At 68.8% G+C, this 24,870-nt stretch carries 23 protein-coding genes; 7 read left to right on the forward strand and 16 right to left on the reverse strand.

Annotated elements, in window-relative coordinates; all coding sequences use genetic code 11:
• Nucleotides 1-35: 35 nt before the first annotated feature.
• Nucleotides 36-1,430, forward strand: a complete 1,395-nt coding sequence (locus ACZ1DY_RS31250; protein ID WP_465481790.1) for a mycothione reductase — start codon at nucleotides 36-38, stop codon at nucleotides 1,428-1,430.
• 269 nt (nucleotides 1,431-1,699) lie between these two features.
• Here ACZ1DY_RS31250 and ACZ1DY_RS31255 read toward each other — a convergent pair whose 3' ends face one another.
• Both ACZ1DY_RS31255 and ACZ1DY_RS31260 read right to left on the reverse strand, forming a co-directional pair.
• A complete protein-coding gene (locus tag ACZ1DY_RS31255) occupies nucleotides 1,700-2,227 on the reverse strand; it encodes a hypothetical protein (protein WP_465481791.1) in 528 nt (175 codons plus the stop codon).
• A gap of 55 nt (nucleotides 2,228-2,282) precedes the next feature.
• Nucleotides 2,283-3,530 carry a CynX/NimT family MFS transporter gene (locus ACZ1DY_RS31260; protein ID WP_465481792.1) on the reverse strand — a complete coding sequence of 416 codons (1,248 nt, stop codon included), beginning with the start codon at nucleotides 3,528-3,530 and terminating at the stop codon, nucleotides 2,283-2,285.
• Nucleotides 3,531-3,578: 48 nt separating this feature from the next.
• Here ACZ1DY_RS31260 and ACZ1DY_RS31265 point away from each other — a divergent pair, with 48 nt between their 5' ends.
• Complete coding sequence (locus ACZ1DY_RS31265; protein ID WP_257485244.1) at nucleotides 3,579-4,268, forward strand: FadR/GntR family transcriptional regulator; 690 nt, start codon at nucleotides 3,579-3,581, stop codon at nucleotides 4,266-4,268.
• A gap of 70 nt (nucleotides 4,269-4,338) precedes the next feature.
• On the opposite strand, the gene map is transcribed toward ACZ1DY_RS31265, so the two are convergent.
• The 6 genes from map to dxr form a co-directional block, all read right to left on the reverse strand.
• The gene (gene map, locus ACZ1DY_RS31270) at nucleotides 4,339-5,196 is read right to left on the reverse strand and encodes a type I methionyl aminopeptidase (RefSeq protein ID WP_126736051.1); all 858 of its coding nucleotides are present in this window, start codon (nucleotides 5,194-5,196) and stop codon (nucleotides 4,339-4,341) included.
• 23 nt (nucleotides 5,197-5,219) lie between these two features.
• Nucleotides 5,220-7,025, reverse strand: a complete 1,806-nt coding sequence (locus ACZ1DY_RS31275) for a penicillin-binding transpeptidase domain-containing protein (RefSeq protein WP_465481793.1) — start codon at nucleotides 7,023-7,025, stop codon at nucleotides 5,220-5,222.
• Between the two features lie 49 nt (nucleotides 7,026-7,074).
• Nucleotides 7,075-7,929: a GNAT family N-acetyltransferase gene (locus ACZ1DY_RS31280; protein ID WP_126736053.1), complete on the reverse strand. Its 855-nt coding sequence runs from the start codon at nucleotides 7,927-7,929 to the stop codon at nucleotides 7,075-7,077.
• Nucleotides 7,930-8,052: 123 nt separating this feature from the next.
• Complete coding sequence (ispG, locus tag ACZ1DY_RS31285) at nucleotides 8,053-9,204, reverse strand: flavodoxin-dependent (E)-4-hydroxy-3-methylbut-2-enyl-diphosphate synthase (RefSeq protein WP_167373562.1); 1,152 nt, start codon at nucleotides 9,202-9,204, stop codon at nucleotides 8,053-8,055.
• A gap of 118 nt (nucleotides 9,205-9,322) precedes the next feature.
• Nucleotides 9,323-10,564, reverse strand: a complete 1,242-nt coding sequence (locus tag ACZ1DY_RS31290; protein WP_465481794.1) for a M50 family metallopeptidase — start codon at nucleotides 10,562-10,564, stop codon at nucleotides 9,323-9,325.
• Nucleotides 10,565-10,567: 3 nt separating this feature from the next.
• The gene (dxr, locus tag ACZ1DY_RS31295; RefSeq protein WP_465413338.1) at nucleotides 10,568-11,773 is read right to left on the reverse strand and encodes a 1-deoxy-D-xylulose-5-phosphate reductoisomerase; all 1,206 of its coding nucleotides are present in this window, start codon (nucleotides 11,771-11,773) and stop codon (nucleotides 10,568-10,570) included.
• Between the two features lie 95 nt (nucleotides 11,774-11,868).
• On the opposite strand from dxr, the gene ACZ1DY_RS31300 reads away from it, so the two are divergent.
• Nucleotides 11,869-12,138, forward strand: a complete 270-nt coding sequence (locus ACZ1DY_RS31300; protein WP_126736056.1) for a DUF2631 domain-containing protein — start codon at nucleotides 11,869-11,871, stop codon at nucleotides 12,136-12,138.
• Between the two features lie 12 nt (nucleotides 12,139-12,150).
• Here the strand turns inward: ACZ1DY_RS31300 and ACZ1DY_RS31305 are convergent, their stop codons facing one another.
• Nucleotides 12,151-12,753 carry a hypothetical protein gene (locus ACZ1DY_RS31305; RefSeq protein WP_465481795.1) on the reverse strand — a complete coding sequence of 201 codons (603 nt, stop codon included), beginning with the start codon at nucleotides 12,751-12,753 and terminating at the stop codon, nucleotides 12,151-12,153.
• Nucleotides 12,754-12,878: 125 nt separating this feature from the next.
• Between ACZ1DY_RS31305 and ACZ1DY_RS31310 the strand changes: the two genes are divergently transcribed.
• Nucleotides 12,879-13,553, forward strand: coding sequence for a peptidylprolyl isomerase (locus ACZ1DY_RS31310; protein ID WP_465481796.1), 675 nt, complete (start codon nucleotides 12,879-12,881; stop codon nucleotides 13,551-13,553).
• Nucleotides 13,554-13,557: 4 nt separating this feature from the next.
• Here ACZ1DY_RS31310 and ACZ1DY_RS31315 read toward each other — a convergent pair whose 3' ends face one another.
• The 6 genes from ACZ1DY_RS31315 to ACZ1DY_RS31340 form a co-directional block, all read right to left on the reverse strand.
• On the reverse strand, nucleotides 13,558-14,043 hold the full coding sequence (locus tag ACZ1DY_RS31315; RefSeq protein WP_257485238.1) for an SMI1/KNR4 family protein: 486 nt from the start codon (nucleotides 14,041-14,043) through the stop codon (nucleotides 13,558-13,560).
• A gap of 32 nt (nucleotides 14,044-14,075) precedes the next feature.
• Nucleotides 14,076-14,981 carry an SMI1/KNR4 family protein gene (locus ACZ1DY_RS31320; protein WP_465481797.1) on the reverse strand — a complete coding sequence of 302 codons (906 nt, stop codon included), beginning with the start codon at nucleotides 14,979-14,981 and terminating at the stop codon, nucleotides 14,076-14,078.
• A gap of 20 nt (nucleotides 14,982-15,001) precedes the next feature.
• Entirely contained in the window at nucleotides 15,002-15,529 is a 528-nt protein-coding gene (locus ACZ1DY_RS31325) for a hypothetical protein (RefSeq protein ID WP_257485236.1), read from the reverse strand.
• On the reverse strand, nucleotides 15,526-15,984 hold the full coding sequence (locus ACZ1DY_RS31330) for an SMI1/KNR4 family protein (RefSeq protein WP_192740993.1): 459 nt from the start codon (nucleotides 15,982-15,984) through the stop codon (nucleotides 15,526-15,528). Before ACZ1DY_RS31330 ends, ACZ1DY_RS31325 begins: the two co-directional genes overlap by 4 nt.
• 26 nt (nucleotides 15,985-16,010) lie before the next feature.
• Nucleotides 16,011-16,445 (reverse strand): hypothetical protein, encoded by a 435-nt coding sequence (locus ACZ1DY_RS31335; protein ID WP_257485235.1) that lies wholly within the window; start codon nucleotides 16,443-16,445, stop codon nucleotides 16,011-16,013.
• A gap of 340 nt (nucleotides 16,446-16,785) precedes the next feature.
• Nucleotides 16,786-17,217, reverse strand: a complete 432-nt coding sequence (locus ACZ1DY_RS31340) for a hypothetical protein (protein WP_465481798.1) — start codon at nucleotides 17,215-17,217, stop codon at nucleotides 16,786-16,788.
• Nucleotides 17,218-17,736: 519 nt separating this feature from the next.
• Here ACZ1DY_RS31340 and metH point away from each other — a divergent pair.
• Together metH and pdxR are read left to right on the forward strand one after the other, a co-directional pair.
• On the forward strand, nucleotides 17,737-21,345 hold the full coding sequence (gene metH / locus ACZ1DY_RS31345; RefSeq protein WP_465481799.1) for a methionine synthase: 3,609 nt from the start codon (nucleotides 17,737-17,739) through the stop codon (nucleotides 21,343-21,345).
• 12 nt (nucleotides 21,346-21,357) lie between these two features.
• Nucleotides 21,358-22,794, forward strand: a complete 1,437-nt coding sequence (pdxR, locus tag ACZ1DY_RS31350) for a MocR-like pyridoxine biosynthesis transcription factor PdxR (RefSeq protein ID WP_465481800.1) — start codon at nucleotides 21,358-21,360, stop codon at nucleotides 22,792-22,794.
• Here pdxR and ACZ1DY_RS31355 read toward each other — a convergent pair.
• Nucleotides 22,791-23,519 carry an alpha/beta fold hydrolase gene (locus ACZ1DY_RS31355; RefSeq protein WP_465481801.1) on the reverse strand — a complete coding sequence of 243 codons (729 nt, stop codon included), beginning with the start codon at nucleotides 23,517-23,519 and terminating at the stop codon, nucleotides 22,791-22,793. The genes pdxR and ACZ1DY_RS31355 overlap by 4 nt on opposite strands.
• A 48-nt stretch (nucleotides 23,520-23,567) precedes the next feature.
• Between ACZ1DY_RS31355 and ACZ1DY_RS31360 the strand changes: the two genes are divergently transcribed.
• Nucleotides 23,568-24,818, forward strand: a complete 1,251-nt coding sequence (locus ACZ1DY_RS31360; RefSeq protein WP_465481802.1) for a cytochrome P450 — start codon at nucleotides 23,568-23,570, stop codon at nucleotides 24,816-24,818.
• Nucleotides 24,819-24,870: the final 52 nt, after the last annotated feature.

Genomic DNA, 24,870 nt, shown 5'->3' on the forward strand with positions numbered 1-24,870 from the left:
GAACCACCCGCTCCCCCGCCGCAAAGGAAGACAGCGTGCCCCACTACGACCTGGTGATCGTCGGTACCGGATCGGGTAACTCGATCCTCGACCCGCGGTTCGCGGACTGGAACACGGCGATCGTGGAGAAGGGCACGTTCGGTGGGACCTGCCTGAACGTGGGCTGCATCCCGACGAAGATGTTCGTGCACGCCGCCAACGTCGCGGCCACCCCCGCCACGTCGTCGAAGTTCGGCGTCGACGAGGAGCTGACCGGGGTCCGCTGGCGCGACGTCCGCGACCGGATCTTCGGCCGGATCGACCCGATCGCCGCCGGCGGCCGCGAGTACCGCGTCCAGCACGAGGACAACAAGAACGTCACCGTGTACGAGGGCGAAGGCCGCTTCACCGGGCACAAGGAGCTTCAGGTCACCTATTCCGACGGCCGTCCGCCGGAGACCATCACCGCGGACAAGTTCGTGCTCGCCGCGGGCGGGCGTCCGGTGATTCCGGACATCCCCGGGCTTGCCGAGACCGGCTACCACACCTCCGACACGGTGATGCGGCTCGACGAGCTGCCGTCGAGCATCGTGATCCTGGGCGGCGGGTACATCGCGGCCGAGTTCGCGCACGTCTTCGCCTCGTTCGGGGTGGACGTGACCGTGGTCAACCGGTCCGGCGCGCTGCTGCGTTCCGAGGACGACGACGTCAGCGCCCGGTTCACCGAGCTGGCCGCGCAGCGGTTCGACGTCCGGCTCGACCGGAAGACCGTCCGCGCGCGCAAGACCGCGTCGGGCGTCGCCCTGGACCTCGAAGGTCCCGAAGGCGCCGAGACCGTCGAGGCCGACGTGCTGCTGGTCGCCACCGGCCGCAAGCCGAACTCCGACCTCCTCGACGTCGCCGCCACCGGGGTGACCACGGGTGAACGCGGGCACGTCGTGGTCGACGAGTACCAGCAGACCGTGGTCGACGGGATCTACGCGCTCGGCGACATTTCTTCGGTCTTCGAGCTGAAGCACGTCGCGAACCACGAGCAGCGCGTCGTACAGCACAACCTGCTGCACCCGGACGAGCGGATCGAGGCCGACCACCGGTTCGTCCCGCACGCGGTGTTCACCTCGCCGCAGGTCGCTTCGGTCGGGCTGACCGAACGCGAGGCGCGCGAGCGTGGCGTCTCGTACGTCACGTCGCATCAGGACTACGCGGGTATCGCCTACGGCTGGGCGATGGAGGACACCACCGGTTTCGCGAAACTGCTCGCCGACCCGGCCACCGGGCAGCTGCTGGGCGCGCACATCATCGGCCCGCAGGCGTCTTCGGTGATCCAGCCGCTGATCCAGGCGATGAGCTTCGGTCTCGACGCGAAGAGCATGGCGCGCGGGCAGTACTGGATCCACCCGGCGATGCCGGAACTGGTCGAGAACGCGCTGCTGAACCTGCCCTTGGACTGACCCTCGCCGCATTTAGTCCGCTGAATGCGGCTCGTCCCGGCCCGATCGGTGACCGTGTCGCGAAAGCCACTTTCAGGACATCAGACGTCGCGAAAGTGGCTTTCGCGACACGTCTCGACCGCAGGGTTCTCCAGGGGGCACATCAGCGACGCGCTACGGCTCCACTGACGTTGCGAAAGCCACTTTCGCAACCTTGAAGGTTGCGAAAGTGGCTTTCGCAACCTGCCCGCCTGCGCCTTAACCCCCCGCATTTAGAGGACTAGACGCGGTCAGACGACGCGGTCGCAGGCGCGGGCCCCGTTCCGCGCCGCGAGCGCGCTCACCGCGTGCATCTCGACGTCCGAGGCGCCCATCAAGACGGCCGAGCGGGCGCCGTCCCCCGAGAACCGCTCGCCCGCCTCGACGTACCGGCGGATCGCCGCCAAGAACTCCTCCCGCGCGGACGCCGCCCCTCCCGGCACCGCGCGGACCCCCGTCGCCCCCTTGAGGACGTCCTTGGCGTCGTCCACCCGCGTCGCCACGTAGTGCTGCCACTTGCGCAGCTCCGTCGCGGCGTCCCCCTTCGGATCCGGCCAGTAGCGCTCGATATCGGCGCCGCTGTCCTTCCACACCCGCACGCACACCCGGTCCACGGCGCGGTAGAACTCGTGCGGCGAGCGCACCTCGGGTGCCCGCTCCGGCACCACGGCGACACACACCACGGCGACACACACCGCGGCGAAACACGCCAGAGCCGTCCCGTACGCCAGTCCCTCCACCACGCCGACCCCCAGGACCGAGTTTTTGAACAGGTTCAACTCGATCAGGCTATGGCTCCGCCCCCGGTGGGGTCAAGATGTTTTTTGAACGCGTTCAGACGAAGCGGCGGCGGCCCGCCAACGCACCGAAGGTCATCTGCGCGGCGAAGACGGCGAGCATCATGATCCAGGGAACGGTCCAGCCGTGGGTGAGGTCGTGAAGCAGCCCGAAAAGGAAAGGCCCGACGGCGGCCATCAGGTAGCCGATGCCCTGCGCCATCCCCGACAGCCGCGCGGTGTCGTCGCCGGTGCGCGCCCGCAGCGCGATCACGGTCAGCGCGAGCGAGAAGACGCTCATCCCGAGCCCGATGAGGAGGCACCAGAGCAGCGGCGACGCGGCGGGCGCGACCATCATGCCGACCATGCCGACGAAACCGGGGACGCCCAGCCCGACGATCCACGGGCTCTGGCTCTTGTGCCGCGCGGCCATCGGCGCGACCACGAGACTGATCGGGACGGCGATGAGCGAGATCAGGCCGAGCAGCAGGCCGGAATCACCCTTGCTCACCCCCGCGTCGATCATCACCTCCGGCAGCCAGCCCATCACGACGTAGGCCAAAAAGGCCTGAGTTCCGAAGAAAAGCGTGACCATCCACGCAAGGGGGCTACGCAGGAGCGATCGCCCGCTACCCTGCTTGCCTGCCTCGGCAACGGGCGCACGTCCCGCACCGCGGGCTGCGAGAATCCAGACGAGGAGTGCGAGCACCGCCAGTACCGACCAGGCGCCGAGACCTTGGCGCCAGCCGCCGAACGCGTTCTCCAAGGGAGGGGTGAGCGCGGACCCCAGGGCGCCCCCGCCCTGCAGAGCGGCGGTGTACACGCCGGTCATCATGCCGACACGTGCCGGGAAGGAGTCCTTGATGACGACCGGGATCAGTACGTTCGCCAAGGCGATTCCCGCCGTAGCGACCAGGGTCCCCCCGAGCACGACGTACGGTCCGTCGAGCACGCGCAGCACCAGACCGACGGCCAGCACCGAAAGCGCGGAGGCGATGGCCGCGCCGATACCGAACCGGCGGGCCAGCAGCGGCGCGGCGAGACCGGCGGCGGCGAAACAGAGGCCGGGAAGCGTGGTGAGCACGCCGGCCCAGGTCGCCGTGGCGCCGAGGTCGTCGCGCATCTCGCCGAGCATGGGCCCGACACTGGTGATCGCGGGGCGCAGGTTGAGCGCCACCAGGATCACCGCGACACCGAGCAGCACGCCGCCGGTGATCACTCCCGGCCGCCACTCCGTTTCGATCGAGCCTTCGAGTTCAAGGCTTTCGTCGAACGGGGCCACGGATTCTCGAGAGTCGACACGCACGTCGGCTAGTATCACATACATAGGATGATTGGATGAAGGGACAACGCTGTGCCATTGGCCACCACGCGCCGTGCCGGCCTGGTCGATCAGGTCATCGAGCAGCTGCGTGACGCCGTCACGCAGGGAGAATGGCCCATCGGTCAGCGGATTCCGACCGAACCGGAGCTGGCAGGACAGCTCGGCGTCGGGCGCAACACCGTCCGCGAGGCCGTCCGCGCGCTCGCGCACACGGGGCTGCTCGAAGTCCGCCAAGGCGACGGGACCTACGTGCGGGCGACGAGCGAGGTCTCGGGCGCGATCCGGCGGTTGTGCGGTTCGGAACTGCGCGAGGTGCTGCAGGTGCGGCGCATCCTCGAGGTCGAAGGCGCCCGGCTCGCGGCCGCGGCGCGGACCGACGAGGAGGTCGCCGAGCTCAAGGAGCTGCTCGAACGCCGCAACGCCGAGCTGCGCGAGGGCCATTGGGAGGATTTCGCCCGCCTCGACGCGGAATTCCACTTCGCCGTCGTCCAAAGTGGACATAACACCCTGCTGACCGAGATGTACCGCGGGCTCACCGAGGTGATCACGGCCAGCGTGGCCGCCACCTCGAACGTGACGCCGGGGCGCGAGTACCTGCCGGAGATAGGGCATGAAGGCCTCGCCGAGGCCATCGCCGACCGCGACGCCGACCGGGCAGCCACCGAGGCGTGCGGTTTCCTGGACGAACTCCTGGCCAGGGTGGAGCAGGACGAGAGCTGACCTTCAGCGCGTGAAGGCCCCCTTCCCTCGGCTGAGCCGAGGGAAGGGGGCCTTCACGCGCTGCGGGCGCTTACGGCAGCGTCAGGATCTCGGCGCCGTCCTCGGTCACCACGAGGGTGTGCTCGAACTGCGCCGTCCACTTCTTGTCCTTGGTGGTGACGGTCCAGTCGTCGGCCCAGATGTCGTAGTCGATCGTCCCGAGGGTGATCATCGGCTCGATCGTGAAGGTCATCCCCTGCTCGATCACCGTGTCGACCGACGGCTCCTCGTAGTGCAGCACGGTCGGCGCGGTGTGGAACGCCGGGCCGACGCCGTGGCCGGTGAAGTCACGCACGACGCCGTAGCCGAAACGCTTCGCGTAGGACTCGATGACGCGGCCGATCACGTTGAGCTGCCTGCCGGGGCGGACGGCCTTGATGGCGCGCATGGTCGCCTCGCGCGTGCGCTCGACCAGCAGCCGCGCCTCCTCGGAGACGTCACCCGCCAGGAACGTCGCGTTGGTGTCGCCGTGGACGCCGCCGATGAACGCGGTGACGTCGATGTTGCAGATATCGCCGTCCTCGATCACCGTCGAGTCCGGGATGCCGTGGCAGATCACCTCGTTCAGCGAGGTGCAGCACGACTTCGGGAACGCGCGGTAGCCCAGCGTCGACGGGTACGCGTGGTTGTCCAGCAGGAACTCGTGGATCACCTTGTCGATGTCGTCGGTGGTCGCACCGGGTTTGACGGCCTTGCCGCCCTCCTCGAGCGCCTGCGCCGCGATCCGGCCCGCGACCCGCATCGCCTCGATGACCTCGGGCGTGCGGACCCCGTTGCCCGTGTCGCGTTTCGGCGCCGGCCGGTCGACGTACTCGGGACGGGCGATGCTGGCGGGGACGACTCGCCTCGGCGTCTGGACACCGGGCTTCAAGGGTGAGCGAACGGACATGAGCCCAGCCTACGACCTGGCGGCTAGCCGAGCCCCGTCAGGAAGCGCTGAGCGGCCTCGACCGCGGGCCTGGACGTTCCCGCGTCGGTCGTCAGCACCGCGAAGGCCAGGTCGCCGGTGTAGCCGACGAACCAGCCGTGCGAACGCGTGCCGTCGCCGAACTGCGCCGTGCCGGTCTTGCCCCGTACGTCCGCCAACGGCTTGAGCAGCGTCGCCGTGCCGTCGGTGACGACCTCGCGCATCATCCCGCGCAGCGCGTCGAGCACCTCCGGCTTGATGGGTTTGCCGAGCCCGGACGACGTCGTGGTCATCCCCCGCACCAGCGTCGGCACCGGGACCTTCCCGGACTGGACCGTCGCGGTGGCGACCGCCAGCCCGAACGGGCTCGTCACGACGGTCCCCTGGCCGAACCCGTTCTCCGCCCGCTGCGCGACGGTGTTCGCCGGCGGGACCGAACCGGTGATCGTGGTCAGGCCGGGGATCACGAAGTCGGCGCCGACGCCGAGGTCGCGCGCGGCGTCGGTCAGCGCGGCGGGCGGCAGGTCGGTCGCGAGTTTCGCGAACGTCGTGTTGCAGGACTTGGCGAACGCCGTGGACAGCGGGACGACGCCGAGCGCGAACTTGCCCTCGTTCGGCACCGTCCGGTTTTCGAACGTGGCCGTGCCGGGGCAGTCGACGGGGCTGTCCGCCCGCACCGAACCCGCGGTCAGCCCCGCGACGGCGGTGGCCATCTTGAACGTGGAGCCCGGCGGGAACCGGCCGGTGAGCGAGATCGCGCCCTGCGGGTCCGCCGGGGCGTTCTGCGCCACCGCCAGCAGTTCGCCGGTCGACGGCTGGATCGCGACCAGCGCGGAGGCCGTCGAGACCGGGGCGAGCGCCCGCTCCGCCGAACCCTGCGTCTTCACGCTGAGCGTGCTGACGACGGCGGGCGCGGGCTTGGGGTTCTCGGAGTGCAGGTCGGTGATCTCGCCGCCGCCCGTGTCGAGCGTGACGACGCGCCAGCCCGCCGAGCCCTCCACCTGGTCCTCGACGAGCGACCGGACCGCGGGCAGCACCTGCTTGCCGAAGTTCTTGTCGTCGGGCAGCAGCCTTTCCTGCTGGCTGAACCGGACGCCGGGCAGGTCGTAGATCTCGGGCTTCACCTCTTGGTAGCTGTTCGCCCGCAGGCTCACCACCGGATAGCCGGAGCCGGGTTTGAGCGTCTTCACCCCGTCGCGGATCGACTGGCCGGTCACCGACGCCTCGAACCGGTTGAGCGCCGCGCCGAGCTTGTCGGTGACGGCCACCAGGTCGCCCGCCTTCGCCGGGTCGAGCACCACGCTGACGACCGTCTGCGGGCGCAGCAACGGCATCCCGTCCCGGTCCAGCACCGGCGCGAGATCCGGCGGATCGGCCTTCAGCGCGATGCTCTGCTGGGCGGCGAGCTGCGGGTGGAGCGCCGTCGGCAACCAGCGCACCTTCCAGCCGTCCTGCGTGGAATGGACCTGCGCGTCGGCCTTGTACGTCCAGGTCCGGCCGCGCGGCAGCTTCCAGGTGAGCTGATAGGTCGCCGTCCCGTTGTCCGCCCCGGACGAATGCCGGACCTGCTTGTCCACGACGGTGATCGACTCGGGCGAAAGCGCTTTCCGAGCCATGTCCAGCGACGCGCGCGCTGCCTCCGGCGAATCGGTGAACGAGGCGGCGGCGGTGACGTCGCCGGAAGAGAGCCCGCCGAGGAAGCCCGAGATGGCGTCTTCAGGACCGGAATCGGCGAAGAGGCCGCACCCGGCGGCCGAGAGGCCCACCACCCCCGCGAGCACGACGACGGCGACACGACGACCTGCAGGCATGCACCGGATCCTGCCAGCCCCGGCCCCGTCCGGCCGGACGCGACACGGTCTAGAACAGAACCGTCGCGTACCGGCCGACCTGCTGGAAGCCGATCTTGCGGTACGCGGCGAGCGCGGGGCTGTTGTAGGCGTTGACGTACAGGCTCGCCGTGCGGCCCATCCCGCGGACGAGCCTGGTCACCACGGACGCCGTCCCGGCCGTGCCGACCCCGCCGCCGCGGCGTTCCGGATGCACCCAGACCCCCTGGATCTGGCCGACCGTCGAGGACATCGCGCCGATCTCGGCCTTGAAGACGACCTCGCCGTCCTCGAACCGGGCGAACGCGCGGCCGCCGGCGATCAGCTCGGCGACGCGGGCGCGATACCCGGCGCCACCGTCACCGTTGCGCGGGTCGACGCCGACCTCCTCGATGAACATGGCGATCGCGGCCGGGAGATACCGGTCGAGTTCCTCCGGGCGTACCGCGCGGACCAGCGGATCGGCCGCGACGGACGGGATCCCGTCGAGCGCCAGTAGCGGCTGGTCGTGCCGGACTTCACGGGCGGGGCCCCATTCCGGCTCGAGTTCGTCCCAGAGCCCCAGCACCTGCTCGGCCGGGCCGACCAGTGACGAACAGGTGCGCTGACGGCGCAGGGCGCGATCGGCGAAGGAACGCAGAGCGGAGGCGTTGCCGCGCAAGGGGATCAGGTTCGGCCCGGAGAAGCACAGGCCTTGGAGCCTGCCCGCGCGAACGGGGCGGGAATCCGCGGCCCAGAGCTCACCACCGAGCCGCCAGGGGTCGAGACCCGCCGTCTCCACCCTGGCACTCACCATGCAGCTGCCGACCGGGTCTGTGGCGAGCGCGGCACGGACCGCGGGATAGTCCCGATCATCGAGCAGCCGTGCACCTGCAAGCCGCAACACCACTCCAGGGTGCCAGATCGGCGGCGTAAACGGAACGCAAGCTTCACGACACGCTGAGAGAACTTCGGCAGGTCGAGATCACCACGCCGGGAAAAGTCCGTTCCCCGGCGTGGTCTCGACCACTCAGCCGACGGTGACGGTGGGCTCGCCCTCGCCGATCGTCTGGCCCGACTCCTCGGCGATCCGCATGGCCTCTTCGATCAGCGTCTCGACGATCGCGTGCTCGGGCACGGTCTTGATGACCTCGCCCTTCACGAAGATCTGGCCCTTGCCGTTGCCCGAAGCGACGCCGAGGTCGGCCTCGCGCGCCTCGCCGGGCCCGTTGACGACGCAACCCATGACCGCCACGCGCAGCGGGACCTCCATGCCCTCGAGCCCGGCGGTCACCTGCTCGGCGAGCGTGTAGACGTCCACCTGCGCGCGGCCGCACGAGGGGCAGGAGACGATCTCCAGCTTGCGCTCCTTGAGATTCAGCGACTGCAGGATCTGGATCCCGACCTTGACCTCTTCCACCGGCGGCGCCGAGAGCGACACGCGGATGGTGTCACCGATGCCCTGGCGCAGCAGCGCGCCGAACGCGACGGCCGACTTGATGGTGCCCTGGAACGCCGGGCCCGCCTCAGTGACACCGAGGTGCAGCGGGTAGTCGCACTGCTCGGCCAGGATCTCGTACGCGCGCACCATGACCACCGGGTCGTTGTGCTTGACGGAGATCTTCACGTCGTAGAAGTCGTGCTCGGCGAACAGCGACGCCTCCCACAACGCCGACTCGGCCAGCGCCTCCGGGGTCGCCTTGCCGTACTTGTCCATGATCCGCTTGTCCAGCGAACCCGCGTTGACGCCGATCCGGATCGGGGTGCCGTGATCCTTCGCGGCCCGCGCGATCTCCTTGACCTGGTCGTCGAACTTGCGGATGTTGCCCGGATTCACCCGGACCGCCGCGCAGCCGGCCTCGATCGCGGCGAAGACGTACTTCGGCTGGAAGTGGATGTCGGCGATCACCGGGATCTGCGACTTCTTCGCGATCGCGGGCAGCGCCTCGGCGTCGTCCGCCGACGGGCACGCGACGCGGACGATGTCACAGCCCGCAGCGGTCAGCTCGGCGATCTGCTGCAGGGTCGCGTTGACGTCGGAGGTGAGCGTGGTGGTCATCGACTGCACCGAGATCGGGTGCTCGCTGCCGACGCCGACCGGCCCGACCTGCAGCTGTCGGGTCTTGCGACGCTCGGAGAGGACGGGAGGAGGAAGCGCTGGCATACCAAGAGCGACAGTCACGCCCTCAAGCGTACCTATCCCGATCGGCGGACATCCACGACGTCAGCCGTCACGGTGAGCAGCATTACCTGGGCAGCGCAACGATGCTGACAGCGCGCTCCCCCGCCGTCCTCCCGCGTCACTGGAACAGCTTGACCGGGTTCACGATGTCGGCGGTGACGGTGAGCAGGGTCACCGCGCCGCCGATGAAGACGAGCACCATCGTCACCGCGGAGAGCTTCGTGTAGTCGACCGGTCCGCCCGCCGCCTTCCCGCGCAGCTTGCGGAACCAGTCCCGTACGCGCTCGTACCAGACGACCGCGATGTGCCCGCCGTCGAGCGGGAGCAGCGGCAGCAGGTTGAACACGCCGATGAAGAAGTTCAGGCTCGCCAGCAGGAGCACGAAGATCTCCCACAGACCGCGCTCGGCGGCCTCGCCACCGATCCGGCTGGCGCCGACCACGCTGACCGGGGTGTTCGGGTCGCGCTCGCCGCCGAAGATGGAGTCCACCACCGCCGGGATCCGCGACGGGAACTCGATCAGCCGCTTGGCGGTCTCGGAGAACATCGTGCCGGTGAAGGAGAACGTCGCCCCGACCGCGTCGGCCGGGCCGTAGCTCAGCAGCGGCGGCGCGGTGTTCTGGATCGGCGAGGCGCCGATCATGCCGACGTCCTTGACCGTGGTGTTGTTGGAACCGTCGGCGACCAGCCGCTGCACGCGCGGCACGTCGACGGTCAGGTTCAGCGTCTGGCCGTTCCGCTCGACCACGAACGGTGTCGGGCCACTGGCGACCTGGACGGCCGCGAGCATCTCGCGCCAGGTCTTGATCGGCTTGCCCGCGACGGAGACGACCTTGTCGCCGGCCTGGAGACCGGCGGTTTTCGCGGGTGTCGGGGCGCCGGGCGGGCAGGCCGTGTCGTTCAGCTGCTCGACGGTGGTGGCCGGACGAGCACACGACGTGGCGCTGATCACGGCCTCGGTGGGCGCGGCCTGCGCGGCCGGATTCGGCAGGCCCATGGTGACGGCCATCAGGTACAGGATGATGAACCCGAGGATGAAGTGCATCGCCGAACCCGCCGACATGACGACGGTGCGCTTCCAGGTCTTGAAGCGCCACATCGCGCGCTTCGACTCTTCCGGGGTGACCTCGTCGAGCGCGGTCATGCCCGCGATGTCGCAGAACCCACCGAGCGGGATCCACTTCATGCCGTACTCGGTCTCGCCGCGGCGGAAGGAGAAGATCGTCGGCCCGAAGCCGATGAAGTAGCGCCGGACCTTCATGCCGAAGGCTTTCGCCGCCCACATGTGGCCGGCCTCGTGCAGCGCGACGGACAGGCAGATGCCCAGCGCGAACAGCACGATCCCGAGAATGAAGACCACGCGCTACTTCCCCTTACCGATCAGCGCACCGGCACGCGCGCGAGCCCAGCGCTCGGCAGCTAGTACGTCATCAACGTCGCGAGGTTCACGACGCCATTCGTCGGCGGCTTCCACCACCTGGGCAATAGTGTCCACAATCGAGGTGAAGCCGGTGTTCTGTGCCAGGAAGGCGGCCACCAGTTCTTCGTTCGCCGCGTTGTAGACCGCCGGAATGCAGCCGCCGACGGTCCCGGCGTGCCTCGCCAGCTCGACGGCGGGGAACGCGTCGTTGTCCAGCGGCTCGAACGTCCAGCTCGCGGGCTTGTCCCAGACGCAGGCGGCCGCGGCGCCGGGCACGCGGTCTGGCCAGTGCAGGGCGAGCGCGATCGGCAGCCGCATGTCGGGCGGGCTGGCCTGGGCGATCGTCGAGCCGTCCACGAAGGTCACCATCGAGTGGATGATCGACTGCGGGTGGACGACCACGTCGATGCGGTCGGTCTCGATGTCGAACAGGAGCTTCGCCTCGATCAGCTCCAGCCCCTTGTTGACCAGGGTGGACGAGTTGATCGTGATGAGCGGGCCCATCGACCAGGTGGGATGCGCCATCGCCTGCTCGACCGTGACGTCCGCCAGCTCCTCGCGCTTGCGCCCGCGGAACGGGCCGCCGGACGCGGTGAGCACCAGCCGGGCGACCTCGGACTCACGGCCGGCGCGCAGGGCCTGCGCGATCGCGGAGTGCTCGGAGTCGACGGGCACCAGCTGGCCGGGCTTGGCCGCGGCCAGGACCAGGGGGCCGCCCGCGATCAGCGACTCCTTGTTGGCCAGCGCGAGCGTGGCGCCGGTGGCGAGCGCGCGCAGGGTCGGCGGGAGCCCCTGTGAGCCGGGGAGCGCGTTGAGCACGACGTCGACCGGGGTGGCGTCGATCATCTCGACGACCGCGTCGGCCCCGGCGAAGATGCGCGGGAGCTTGAAGTCGCCGCGGTTGTAGCCGCGTTTCTGCGCCTCGGCGTACAGCGCGAGCTGCAGGTCTTCCACGGCCGTCGGCCTGCTGATCGCCACGGCGTCGACCTGGTGCGCCAGGGCCTGCGCGGCCAGCGCGGCGGGGTCGGAGCCGCCCGCGGCGATCCCGGCGACCCGGAACAGCTCCGGGTTACGGGCCGCGACGTCGAGGGCCTGGGCGCCGACCGATCCGGTCGAACCGAGCACGAGCACACTTCGCGAGGTAGTCATCGGGGCTCATTGTCGCTTGGGGCCCGTCGGGCGCGTGCAGCCAGGTGTGGGATCATTCGCGGGCAAGCGAACCATCGGGTTTTGAGGAGTTGATCGTGGCGAGCAAGGCGGTCGAAAAGCGCGGCCGGGTGGGCGTCGACACCGTTGACCCCCGCGACGAGCCGTCGGCCGAGTGGGGCTGGCACGGTTCCTTCCCGAAGGCGACGCGGATCGCGGGCTGGCTGACCGCGATCATCCTGCTGGTGATGCTGTACGGCAACCACCACGGCTGGACCGAGAACCTGTGGCTGATCGGCCTGTCCCTGCTGCTCGTGTTCGGCCTCGTGCTGGACATCCGCAAGCAGCGCACGGCCTGGCGCAAGTAGCTTCTTCACGGCTCAATGGCCCCTGTCCACCTTCGTGGTCAGGGGCCATCGGCCGTTCTGGGACCACAACTCGCCGACGATCTTGACCGCGTCGCCCGCCTCGACCCCGTAGCGATGCCGGTACTTCGCCGCCGGCCGCTGGACGACCGCGGCGACCTCCCCGATGGCGACGTTGTTCCACGAGTCGTTCGGGTAGAACTGCCGCATCACGGCGAGGAACCGGCCGGTCGCCCAGACCGGATCGGTCCGCTGCTCGAAACTCCCCCAGCTCGCGCGCTGCTGGAAGAGCCCGACCGAGTCACCGAGGCCGCCGTCGAGGTTGGCGATACTCGATTCGACGATCACCGTGGCGATCGCGATGGCCGCCGCGCGATCGTTGAGCCCCGATCTCTGGACCGTCTCGACGATCACTCTGGCACACGAGGTGTTGTACGGGTTCATGTAGCCGCGCATCTTGGTGGCGAGCTGCTGGTTGAGGCTTTTGGCCGCGTCCGCGTCGTCCGTCGTCGCGCCTGCCTGGACGCACGGCAGGGCGACGTGTTCGACCTGGTCGGGGCGGATCTCGGTGGGCGGGAGCAGGATGAGGGAAAGGGCGAGGTACGCGGCGGTGAACATGCGGCTCCAGGTGGTCGTGAGTGGCGATTCGTGTTCTAACCCGAATCGCCACTCACGACCACCTGGACCGCGCGCCCGCGTGAACGGCTACCCGACGACCATCCTTTTGGGTTAGGTTCCCCCTCATGAAGCTGCGCTGGGGTGTCACCGCTGTCGTTTCCGCTCTCGCCGCCGTCCTGCTGCCCGGTGTGGCCACCGCCGCGCCCGCCCCGGCGTCCCTGCCGATCGTGCGCTGCGAGTTCACCCCGACGCCGGAAAACCCCGCGGCCCGCCCGGTCCTGCGCCCACTCCCCTTCGCGTTCACGCGCGGCACCGTCGATGTCACGTTCCGCCTCAACTACGGCCCGGTGACCGTGCGCCTGAACCGCGCGGGCGCCGCTCCGTGCGCCGTCCACAACCTGGCGAGCCTGGCGCTGCAGCGCTTTTACGACCGCAGCCAGTGCTGGCGTCTGACGAACTCGTCGCGCCTCGGCGTCCTCCAGTGCGGCGACATCTACGAAGCCGAGAAGGGCGGGCCGGGCTACAAGTTCCCGGACGAGGTCGACGGCACCGAAACCTACGAGCGCGGCACCATCGCCATGGGCAACCAGGGCCCCGGCACGAACGGCAGCGAGTTCTTCATCGTGCACTCGTTCGCGAACATCCCGAAGAACTACTCGGTGATGGGCAAGGTCGTGCGGGGTATGGAGGTGCTGGACCGGATCGTGGCGAACGGCATCATCCCGACGGATCCGAACGGTCCGCAGGACGGGCTGCCCGCGAAGCCGGTGAAGATCCAGAAGGCGACCGTGGGTTTCTGATCGTTCAGACTCGCGAGTCGCCGGATTCGACCAGGAGCCCGAGGAACTCGGCGAAATCACGGGCGACCCGGCGGGGAACCCGATCTTCGTCGAGATATACGACGGATGGCTCAGCATCGCCATCGCATTCGCGATAGTCGAGCATGACCGCGTCGTGCCCACCGGAAGGCATGTCGAAGAGGACGATCCCGATATCCGGGTACCCCCACTCCGCGATCATGTCCTTGCTTCCGTGTCCGCCGTTCGAGTCGATTCCCCGGGCGCCGCCGATTCCGATCAGCGATCGCACCTCGAAATGATCGTCCGCCCACGAGGTAGGGAACGACGTCGGACACCGCCTGCGCCGGAGGAACCCGCCGTTCGTCCGGCGCAGGACGTCCAAATAGGACGACGGGAGGCGATACCCGAGTCGTTTCTCGGTCTCAGCGATCAGCGCATCGTCGACAGGTGGGCCGGTGAACATGTCTTCGCTTGCGAACGGTTCGACCACCGCCTTCCTCCCCAAATCACTGCTCGCCGAAGTCAGACAGATTCCTGTGTGAGAACGAATTCGGCGATCTCCTTCCGCCGGAGCACCCTCCACACCGGATCCCGCGTCACCGATGCGAGCCAGTTCTGGAAGTCGGTGCCGTCGCTGCGAAACCACCACACCGCACGGCTCCCGAGTGACCGCGAATCCGCGTCCACACGACAGCGGAACTCAAAGGCGACCTGCGAGTACTGTTCGTGCTCACCGGCGGCATCGACGATTTGCATCTGCCGTACGAACCTCACCGCGAACATCGGCTCGGAGAGCCAGTTCACTTCGCCGTACTCGAAAAGAAAACCATCGGTGTCAGTGCCATCTGGCACAGCGAACGCGACGGCTTCGAAGCCGTGGATGACCGATACGACCTCGTCGACAGCCGGAGGCTTCCGGCGTGATCCAGGCAGCCCGAGGAGATCTTGCGCGACAGTGATCGCAGAATCGATCGGGCGCTTCGCTCCTTCGCGGTACACAGACCGCGCACACAGTGCGAGAGCGAAAGAACCGAAGTCGCCCCCCAGCTTCTCCGGCGCCGCATCGGCTTGAGCCCAAGCCAGGACCGGGTACTCGCCGGAGTCGTCCGGCCGCGAGGAATCCAGGACGACCGCACCACCCATGCCGTCGAACATCACCACGATCAGCTCGGGGGCCAGCCCGTGATCCCGTCGCATGTCCAAGGTCTCGGCGACGGATCCGAGCACGCCCGGGCCGTAGCCGGGAGTGCGGTACACACCGAGGAACTCCAGTCCCGCGATGTCCCAGGTGCCGAATTCCTCGACCAGGCGTCGATACGAAGGAGGGAACGCGACACCCAGAGTGCGTTCAGCGGAACTGATCATCCCCTCGTCCGCGCCGTCGGCGTGGTTCGACAGGTCGCCGTTCGCGCGCACCAGATCGATCAACCGCTCGCTCGCGTCGACACTCATTCGATGACTCGGCCTTCCACTTCAGCCAGGACGGTGTCCAGGAATCGCCGGAGATCCGGGGCCACCGTGGCGACCTCCGCCTGATCCGCATCGTATGTGCCGGCCAAGACGGCGCCACCGCGAAGCCGGTACACGCCGCGGCCGCTCGTGCTGAGCGCGAACAGCGCGCCTCCCCCGTCCGACCCGAAAACGATGATCGAGTCCTCTGTGGCACCGCCGAGCCGGGTGGGCATCGCCCCGCGCAACCCGGCGAGCACTTCCCGCGCCGAATGCACGAAAATGCCGTTACCGAGATCCGGCAACGACACCTCTCGCACGACGGCATAGAAATCCACCAGCTCCGTCGCGCGGCCGAGGTCCGCGAGGAGTCGGCTATCGCCTGGAGCCTCGTCCGCCAGGACCACTTGGTTCCCGCCCGGCGGGTAGCCGTACCTCGCCTCGAATCCCCGCTCGAACTCGGCACTCAGGAAGGACATCCGCTGAGCCCAGAAGCGCAGATCCGGTCCGTGCCCATCGAATTTCACGAGTCCCACCGAAGCCCCTGCCGAACCAGGAAGTCGAGAAAGCCGGGCGCCTCACGTTCACGCAGGCCATCTTCGTGGAATCGGAAATCGACCGCTTCGCCACACTCGTTCCCGGTCAAGGTGAAGCCCCACCAGTCCCCGGTACCGACCGGTGCCACCGCGAGAAATCCAGCCTCCCGCAGGAGACCACGATTGACCGAGACGAGGTCTTCTTCCCTCGGGTCAGCTGCGACGACCGGCAGCAGATCGACGAAGAGGAACCCGCCGCCGCCATGTCGCACCATGAATTCCTTGTACTGCGAAGGAAGGCGAACATCGAGCTCGTGCTCGACATGCTCGATCTCCTCCTCGGACGAACGCCATGAATCGAATGGGAAGAAGTCTTCGGGATAGTCCTGAGTCGGCAGCCTTTCCCTGGTCCGCAGCACGAGGGCATCGAACTCATCGAACTCCATGACCGTTCACCCCTCTCGCCGGTCGCTCACGACTTCAAACACTCCACCAGTCTCGCGGGTTCCCGTTCGCCCGATCTCAACACCTTGAGCATGAGCTCGCCTGGCTCGTTCACGCGCTGCGCGAGCCTGCCACACTCGTCGACCACCTCACCGCCGTGTACGACCCCGGCCGCGATGACGATCACCAGCGAGAGAAGCTCATCGAGGTCCACCCCGCGGGAGTCGGCCGCGGCGAAGACCGACCATCGTCCCGGGATCTCGGCGTACTCCGGACCCATGACCATCATCCGTGCTCCGGCGGCACTCCCCCAGCTGAAGCTCCATGTCAGCTCGGCCTCACCGGTGACGACGATCTCGATGTTGTCGACGCCCAGCAGAAGTCGCATCGTCACCGTGGCCACACGAGCGACCGACGCCACCCGCGGCTCCTCGGCGCACCACGCTTCATAGTCGATCGCCAACGTATCCACCTTCGAGTAATTCGAGCCCGACGGGCCGCGTCAGCCGGTTAATCTCCAACAGGCGCCGTCGATCCACACGGCGAATGCGCAGCCCCGCACAGGAACCAGTATTTCACCCTGCAGAGTGGCGCATCCTTACCCGGCAGGAAAGCCGGTGACGCCTGGGGCCACGATGATGACTCACGAGCAGCACCTGTCCACAAGGAGATTCCCGGCCCTCGAAGGATTGCGCGCGATCGCCGCGCTCCTCGTGGTGGGGTTCCACCACGAGGACCGTCGTGGGCCATGGGCAACGGGTGGATCGGCGTCCACCTGTTCTTCGCTCCTTCCGGTTTCCTGATCACCACACTGGCGCCGCGTGAAGAAGACCGAAAACGGCAAGATCTCGCTCGCGAACTTCTATATCCATCGCGCGTTCCGCATTCTTCCGTCCTATTTCACCGGCTCTGGGGATCATCATCGTGTTCACCCATCTTCGCGGCCGATACACCACCAGCGGACTCTCCGGAGCCACGCCATACCTCCTCACCTTGACGAACGAGTTCCCCATAACGCACTGTTCGGCCAGTCGCGGCGCTGAGCTTCCCGAAGCGACTCGGCTGGCGATCGCACTGGTCGCGCTGATCCCGGTGATGCCGCACGCCGCATCATCATCGGTTGCCCCCTCGCCATCGGCCTCCACTACCGCAAGGGCTTCGCGGTCCTCCGCGTCTTCACCCATCCCATCGCCCGCCTCGTCCTGCTCGCGGCTCTCGTGGTCCTTCAGCTCCACGTGATCGACTTCCAGGACGGCGGAACCACGTGCGCCGTACTGACCCGCCGTTCATCACCTCACTGGTCCCGCGTGGTCCGATCGCCTGGCTCTTCGCCCCCCCCCGGCGATGCGGTTCATCGGCGAGAGGTCCTACTCCGTGCACCTCTTGCAGGGGGCGGCGGCCGTGGTCGCCTTGTCGACCCCCAAATGGGCCCGCATCGGACCTTGACCGCGGTCGCCGTGACCGTCGTCGCCCTGGTCATCTCGGACGTCCTCCGCCACCGGGTCGAGGTGCCCATGATCGACGTCGGCCGCAGGATCGTGGCCCTCGCAGGCCGAACCCGCCCCGTCCCACGATGCGGGAAAGCCGAACCCGTGCTGGCCAGCAGGAGAGCAATTCAGGCCAAGTGCCCTTGTCCTGATCCGGTAGTCTTGGGCACCAAGGTCGAGAGGCGCTGCAACGGACCGCCGGGTCCGCCACGCTCGGCCCCGGACTTCACCGCAAGGGCGCCTCCCACGACATGGGAGGAGCGCTGGATGGAAACGACCGCCCTGCGAAAGCTGCTGGATGAGCGCATCGTCGTGCTCGACGGGGCGTGGGGGTCGATGCTCCAGAACGCCGGCCTCAAGCCAGAGGACTACCGCACCGAGCGGTTCCAGGACCATCCCCGTGACATCACCGGCGACCCCGACCTGCTGAACATCACCAGGCCGGACGTCGTGCTCGACATCCACCGCCAGTATCTGGACGCCGGCGCGGACATCACCACCACGAACACGTTCACCGCCACCACGATCGGCCAGGCGGACTACGGGCTCGAGCATCTCGCGTACGAGATGAACCTCCGCGGCGCCCAGATCGCCCGCGAGGCGGCGGACGCGGCGGGCGGGAAGTTCGTCGCCGGGTCGGTCGGGCCGCTGAACGTCACGTTGTCGCTGTCGCCCAAGGTCGAGGACCCGGCGTTCCGCGCGGTCACCTTCGACGAGGTGTACGCCGCGTACGCCGACCAGATCAAGGCGCTCGCCGAGGGCGGCGTGGACCTGCTGCTCATCGAGACGATCTTCGACACGCTCAACTGCAAGGCCGCGATCGCCGCCGCCCGCGACGTCGCGCCGCATCTGCCGCTGTGGATCTCGGTGACGATCGTCGACCTGAGCGGCCGGACGCTGTCCGGGCAGACGGTCGAGGCGTTCTGGAGTTCCATCGAGCACGCGGATCCGCTGCTCGTCGGCGTCAACTGTTCGCTGGGCGCCGAGGAGATGCGCCCGCACATCGCCGAGCTGTCCCGCCTCGCGGGCACGTACACCGCCTGTCACCCGAACGCGGGCCTGCCGAACGCGTTCGGCGGTTACGACCAGACGCCCGAGGAGACCGGCGGGCTGCTCGGCGACTTCGCCACGGCCGGGATGGTCAACGTCGTCGGCGGCTGCTGCGGCACGACCCCCGCGCACATCAAGGAGATCGCCGACGCCGTCCGCGGGATGAAGCCGCGGAACGTCCCGGCCCCGAAGCCGCACACCCGGTTCAGCGGCCTGGAGCCGTTCGAGATCGGCAAGGACACCGGGTTCGTCATGATCGGCGAGCGGACCAACGTCACCGGTTCCGCCAAGTTCCGGAAGCTGATCGAGGCCGACGACCACCAGGCCGCCGTCGACGTCGCACTGGAGCAGGTCCGCGGCGGGGCGAACCTGCTGGACGTCAACATGGACGCCGACCTGCTCGACAGCGAAAAGGCGATGACCACGTTCCTGAACCTCATCGCCACCGAACCCGAGGTCGCCCGGCTGCCGATCATGATCGACAGCTCGCGCTGGACGGTGCTCGAGGCCGGGCTGAAATGCGTGCAGGGCAAGGGAGTCGTCAACTCCATCAGCCTCAAGGAGGGTGAGGAGCAGTTCCTCCAGCAGGCCCGCCGCATCCGCGACTACGGCGCGGGCGTGGTCGTGATGGCCTTCGACGAGGAAGGCCAGGCCGACACCGCCGACCGGAAGGTCGAAATCTGCGCCCGCGCCTACGATCTGCTCACCCAGCAGGCGGGTTTCGTCGCCGAGGACATCATCTTCGACCCGAACGTGCTCGCGGTCGCGACCGGGATCTCCGAGCACAACGGGTACGCCAAGGCGTTCATCGACGCGCTGCCGCGGATCAAGGAACGCTGCCCCGGCGTGCACATCAGCGGCGGTATCTCGAACCTGTCCTTCTCCTTCCGCGGCAACAACGTCGTGCGCGAGGCGATGCACTCGGCCTTCCTGCTGCACGCGGTGCGGGCCGGGCTGGACATGGGCATCGTCAACGCCGGGCAGCTCGCGGTCTACGAGGACATCCCCAAGGATCTGCTGGAGCTGGTCGAGGACGTGCTCTTCGACCGCCGCGCGGACGCCACCGACAGGCTGGTCACGTTCGCGGAAACGGTCAACGGCAAGGGAACCCAGCGCACGGTCGACCTCTCCTGGCGCGACAACACGGTCGAGGCGCGGCTGAGCCACGCGCTGGTGCACGGCATCGTCGACTACATCGAAGAGGACACCGAGGAAGCCCGCCAGAAGCTGCCGAAGCCGCTGGAGGTCATCGAAGGCCCCCTCATGGACGGCATGAAGATCGTCGGCGACCTGTTCGGGTCCGGCAAGATGTTCCTGCCGCAGGTGGTCAAGAGCGCGCGTGTGATGAAGCGGTCGGTCGCCTACCTCGAACCGTTCATGGAGGCCGAGAAGGAGAAGGCGCGCCTCGAAGGCCGGATCGAAACCCGCCAGGGCAACGGGAAGGTCGTCCTGGCGACGGTCAAGGGCGACGTGCACGACATCGGCAAGAACATCGTCGGCGTCGTACTCGGCTGCAACAACTACGAGGTGATCGACCTCGGCGTGATGGTCCCGGCCTCGGTCATCCTGGACACCGCCGTCTCCGAAGGCGCCGACGCCATCGGCCTTTCGGGCCTGATCACGCCGTCGCTGGACGAGATGGTCAACGTCGCCGCCGAAATGGAGCGGCGCGGGCTGAAGCTGCCGCTGCTGATCGGCGGCGCGACCACGTCACGCCAGCACACCGCGGTCCGCATCGCGCCCGCGTATGAGCACACGACCGTGCACGTCCTCGACGCCTCCCGCGTCGTCGGCGTCGTCGGCGATCTGCTCGACGCCGACCGCGCCGAGATCCTCGACAAGAAGAACCGCGAGGACCAGGAAGAGCTGCGCGTCCAGCACGCGAACAAGCAGCGGACGCCGTTGCTGACGGTCGAGGAGGCGAGGGCCAACCCCGAGAAGGTCTCCTTCGACGACATCCCGACGCCCGCGTTCACCGGCGTCCGGTACGTCTCGCCGTCGCTCACCGAGCTGCGCGAGATGATCGACTGGACCTTCCTGTTCCTGGCCTGGGAGCTGAAGGGCAAGTACCCGGCGATCCTGAACAACCCGGTCGCCAGGGAGCTGTTCGACGACGCGAACACGCTGATGGACCAGATCATCGCCGAAGAGCGGTTCCAGGCGAAGGGCGCGTACGCGTTCTGGCCGGCGCACTCCGAGGGCGACGACATCATCCTCGATTCGGGCGTCAAGTTCCCGATGCTGCGCCAACAGACCAAGAAACCGCTGTCGCGGCCCAACCGCTGCCTCGCGGACTACATCGCCCCGGCCGGCGCGGGCGATCACCTCGGCGGCTTCGCGGTCACCATCCTCGGCGCCGAGGACTTCGCGGCCGAGTTCGAGGCGAAGCAGGACGACTACCGCGCCATCATGGTGAAGGCGCTCGCGGACCGGCTCGCCGAGGCGTTCGCCGAGTACCTGCACCTCCAGGCGCGTCGGGAGTGGTTCGAGCCGGACGCCGATCCGAAGCTGGAGGATCTGCACGCCGAAAGGTTCCGCGGCATCCGCCCGGCGCTGGGCTACCCGGCCAGCCCGGACCACAGCGAGAAGCGGGAGCTGTTCGAGCTGCTCGATTCCGACCGGCTCGGGATGGGGCTGACCGAGTCGTTCGCGATGACGCCGGCGGCGAGCGTCAGCGGGCTGATCTTCGCCCACCCCGATTCCCGGTACTTCACCGTCGGACGGCTCGGCAAGGACCAGGTCGAGGACTACGCCGCCCGGCGCGGCCTCGAACTGTCCACTATGGAGCAGTGGCTGCGGCCGAACCTCGCCTACGAGCCCGAATGACACAATGATCAGGTGACTGCAGAAGGTTCGGACTTCCTGCAACTGGACATCGGGGACGCCCCGCCGGGGCGCCGGTCGGACTGGCTGGCGTCGCGGCTGCGGCACGCCATCTCCGACGGCCGCCTGCCGGTCGGCAGCAGGCTGCCCGCGACCAGGGCGCTGGCCGCCGACCTGCGGGTCTCCCGCGGCGTGGTCACCGAGGCCTACCAGCGGCTGGTCGAGGACGGGCACGTCGCCGGACGCGGCCGCGCGGGCACGGTGGTCGTCGCGGCACCGGCGAGGACCAAGGAGCAGACGGCCTCCGGTCCGCCCGCCGCGGGCACGATCTTCCGGCCCGCGCCCGGGATCGGCGTCTTCGACTCGCTGCGGGCGACCCCGGCGAGGATCGACCTGTCCCCCGGCGTGCCGGATCTGACGGCGTTCCCGCGAACGGCCTGGCTACGTGCCGAACGCACGGTGCTCAACAGCCTCTCGGCGGCGGACTTCGGCTATGGCGACCCGCGGGGCGCGCCCGCGCTGCGGCTCGCGATCGCGCACTGGATCGCCCGCACCCGCGGCATCACCGTCGACGCCGACGACGTGCTGATCGTCGCCGGTGTCGCGCAGGGCCTCGGGCTGCTGGCCCAGGTGCTGCTCGAGAACGGCGTCTCCGAGATCGCCGTCGAGGACCCGAGTTCGCTGGGCGCCCGTCAGCATCTGCACGACCGGCGGCTGGCGACGCCGCCGATCCGCGTCGACGAGGACGGGGTCGACGTCGGCGAGCTCGTGCGCAGTGGCGCGCCGGCCGTGCTGCTCACGCCCGCGCACCAGTTCCCGACCGGTGTCGTGCTCGGCGGGGAACGCCGTCGCGAGCTCATGCGCTGGGCCGCGGACGGCGGGCTGATCATCGAGGACGACTACGACGCCGAGCACCGCTACGACCGCCCGCCCGTTCCCGCGCTGCGCTCGATGCTCGCCGAGCAGGTCTGCTACGCGGGCAGCGTGTCGAAGTGGCTCGCGCCCGCGCTCCGGGTGGGCTGGATGCTGGTCCCGTCGCGGTACCGGGACGAGGTGGTGGCGGCCAAACGGTTCGCCGACCTTGGCAACGCCGTCCTCCCGCAGCTGGTGCTCGCGCATCTGATGGAGTCCGGCGAGATGGAGCGGCAGCTGCGGTTCGTGCGCAAACGGCATCGCCGCCGCCGGGACGCGATGATCGACGCGCTCCGGGCGCATCTCCCGGACGCCGTGGTGCACGGCGCCGCCGCGGGGCTGCACCTGACGATCACCTTCGACGCGGAGTTCTCCGACCTCGACTTCGCCGCCGCCGCGCTGGAGCAGGGGGTGAAGGTGCAGCCGCTGTCGTGGCACTGTCAGCGGCCGATGAATCCGGGGCTCGTCCTCGGCTACGGGGCGAGCCCGGCGAGTGACATCGCCGAGGGCATCGCCGTCCTGGGCAAGATCAGGCGCTAGCCGCCGAATTGCCCGAGGAAGGCCAGGAGCACGGCCGGGTCTTCGACGTGCGCGTTGTGGCCCAGTCCGGGAAGTTCGACAGAAGCCTCGCTGAGCGCGCGAAGTTGTTCGGGGCGGCTCATGGGGTCGTGCTCGCCGGCGGCGAGGGCGACCGGGCAGCGCGCCGCGCCGAGCAGTCCGGGCATGTCGGGAGCGCCGACAGCGAAGGCCCGCGGGTCCAGCGCGAGCCGCCAGCCGCCCTCGGTTTCGACGATGCCGGCGGGGTCCGCTTCGGCCAGACCGGTCAGCCCGGCGATCTTGAGGAAGGCTCGTTCGGCGTCCTCGCGGGACGTGAACACCCTGGGCGGTTTCGCCGCCATGTCGGCGGCCTTCGCGAGTTCGGACTCGCTCCATTCGACCTTGACACCCACCGCGAGCAACCCGTCGACCCGGAGCCCGAACCACCCGCTGGCCAGCGCGAGCCCGACCACGCCGCCCAGGGAGTGGCCGATCACCAGCAGCTGACCGCGTTCCGGGAGCGCGTCGGCGACCGCCGCGGCCAGACCGCCGAAGGAGTAGTGCGCCGAGTGCGGTGAGGCGCCGTGCCCGGGCAGGTCGGGGGCCAGCCAGCGATAGCCGGGTTGCAGCATCAGGCCGTCCCAGACCGCGCCCGTCGCGCCGAGGCCGTGCAGCAGGAGCACGGCGGGGCCTTCGGTTCCGGCGGTGCGCATCTTCAGCGTGTCCACCGGACGGATCTTTCCGCAGTCCCCCGCCCGCGGGCTAGTGTCGACGCCGTGATCACCGATCCGGACGTATACACCCGAGGCGTGCCGTACGAGCACCTCGCGGCGCTGCGCCGGGAGTCGCCGGTCGTACGCGTGGACGATTTCTGGGCCGTGCTACGGCATTCGGACGTCAAGCACGTGCTGAAGAACCCGAAGCTGTTCTCGTCGCACCTCGGCGGGACGCAGATCCGTGATCCGGCGACCGAGCAGGACCTCGGTTACGTCCGCCGGATGATGCTCAACATGGATCCGCCCGAGCACGCCCGGCTGCGGGGCCTGCTCACCAAGGCGTTCACGCCGCGCGCGGTCGCCAGGCTGACCGAGCGGATCCAGGGCTGGGCGAGGGAGCTGATCGCCGGCGTCCGCGCGGACGGTGAGTGCGATTTCGCGGCGGTCGCCGCCGATCTCCCACTGCTGACGCTCGCCGAGGTCTTCGGGATCCCCGAACGGGACCGGCGGCTGATGTACGACTGGAGCAATCGCGTGATCGGCTACCAGGACGCCGACTACGCGGTGAGCGCGACCGTCGACGCGGACGAGGTCACCGATCTCGCGCGGGCGGCGCTGGCGGTCCGGCCGGTTCCGGGGCCGGACGGGTCGATGCCCGATCCGCGCACTCGCGCGGGGATGCCGGATCTTTACGCGTACGCCACCGCGCTCGGCGAGTACAAACGCCGGAACCCGGGCGAGGACGTGATGAGCAATCTCATGGGTCACGTGGAGGACGGCGGCCGGGTCTCGATCGCGGAGTTCGAGAACCTGTTCTGGCTGTTTTCCGTGGCGGGCAACGAAACGCTGCGCAACGGCATCCCCGGCGGGATGCAAGCGCTGCTGTCGCATCCCGATCAGTACCGGCGGCTGCTCGCCGACCGTTCCCTGCTTCCCGGTGCGGTGGAAGAGATGCTGCGCTGGTGGACGCCGGTCATGCATTTCCGCCGGACCGCGACCGAGGACGTCGTTCTGTCCGATGTGGACATCCGCGCGGGCGAAAAGGTGGTCGTCTGGTTCTCCGCCGCGAACCGTGACGAGACCGTTTTCGAGGATCCGGACCGCTTCGACATCGGCCGCGCTCCCAACGATCACCTGACCTTCGGGCACGGCCCGCATTTCTGCCTCGGCGCCCAGCTCGCCAGGGTGCAGCTGCGCGCGATGTTCGAAGCGGTCCTGGAGCAGCTCGGCGAGGTCGAACCCGCCGGTGCTCCGGTGCGGTTGCGGTCGAACTTCCAGAACGGGCTGAAATCGCTGCCGATCCGCTGGTAGCGACGAGCCCCTTCCCGCCCCCGAGCGCGGGAAGGGGCCCATCACCCCCTGG

The organism is Amycolatopsis sp. PSD-21, assembly GCF_055561455.1.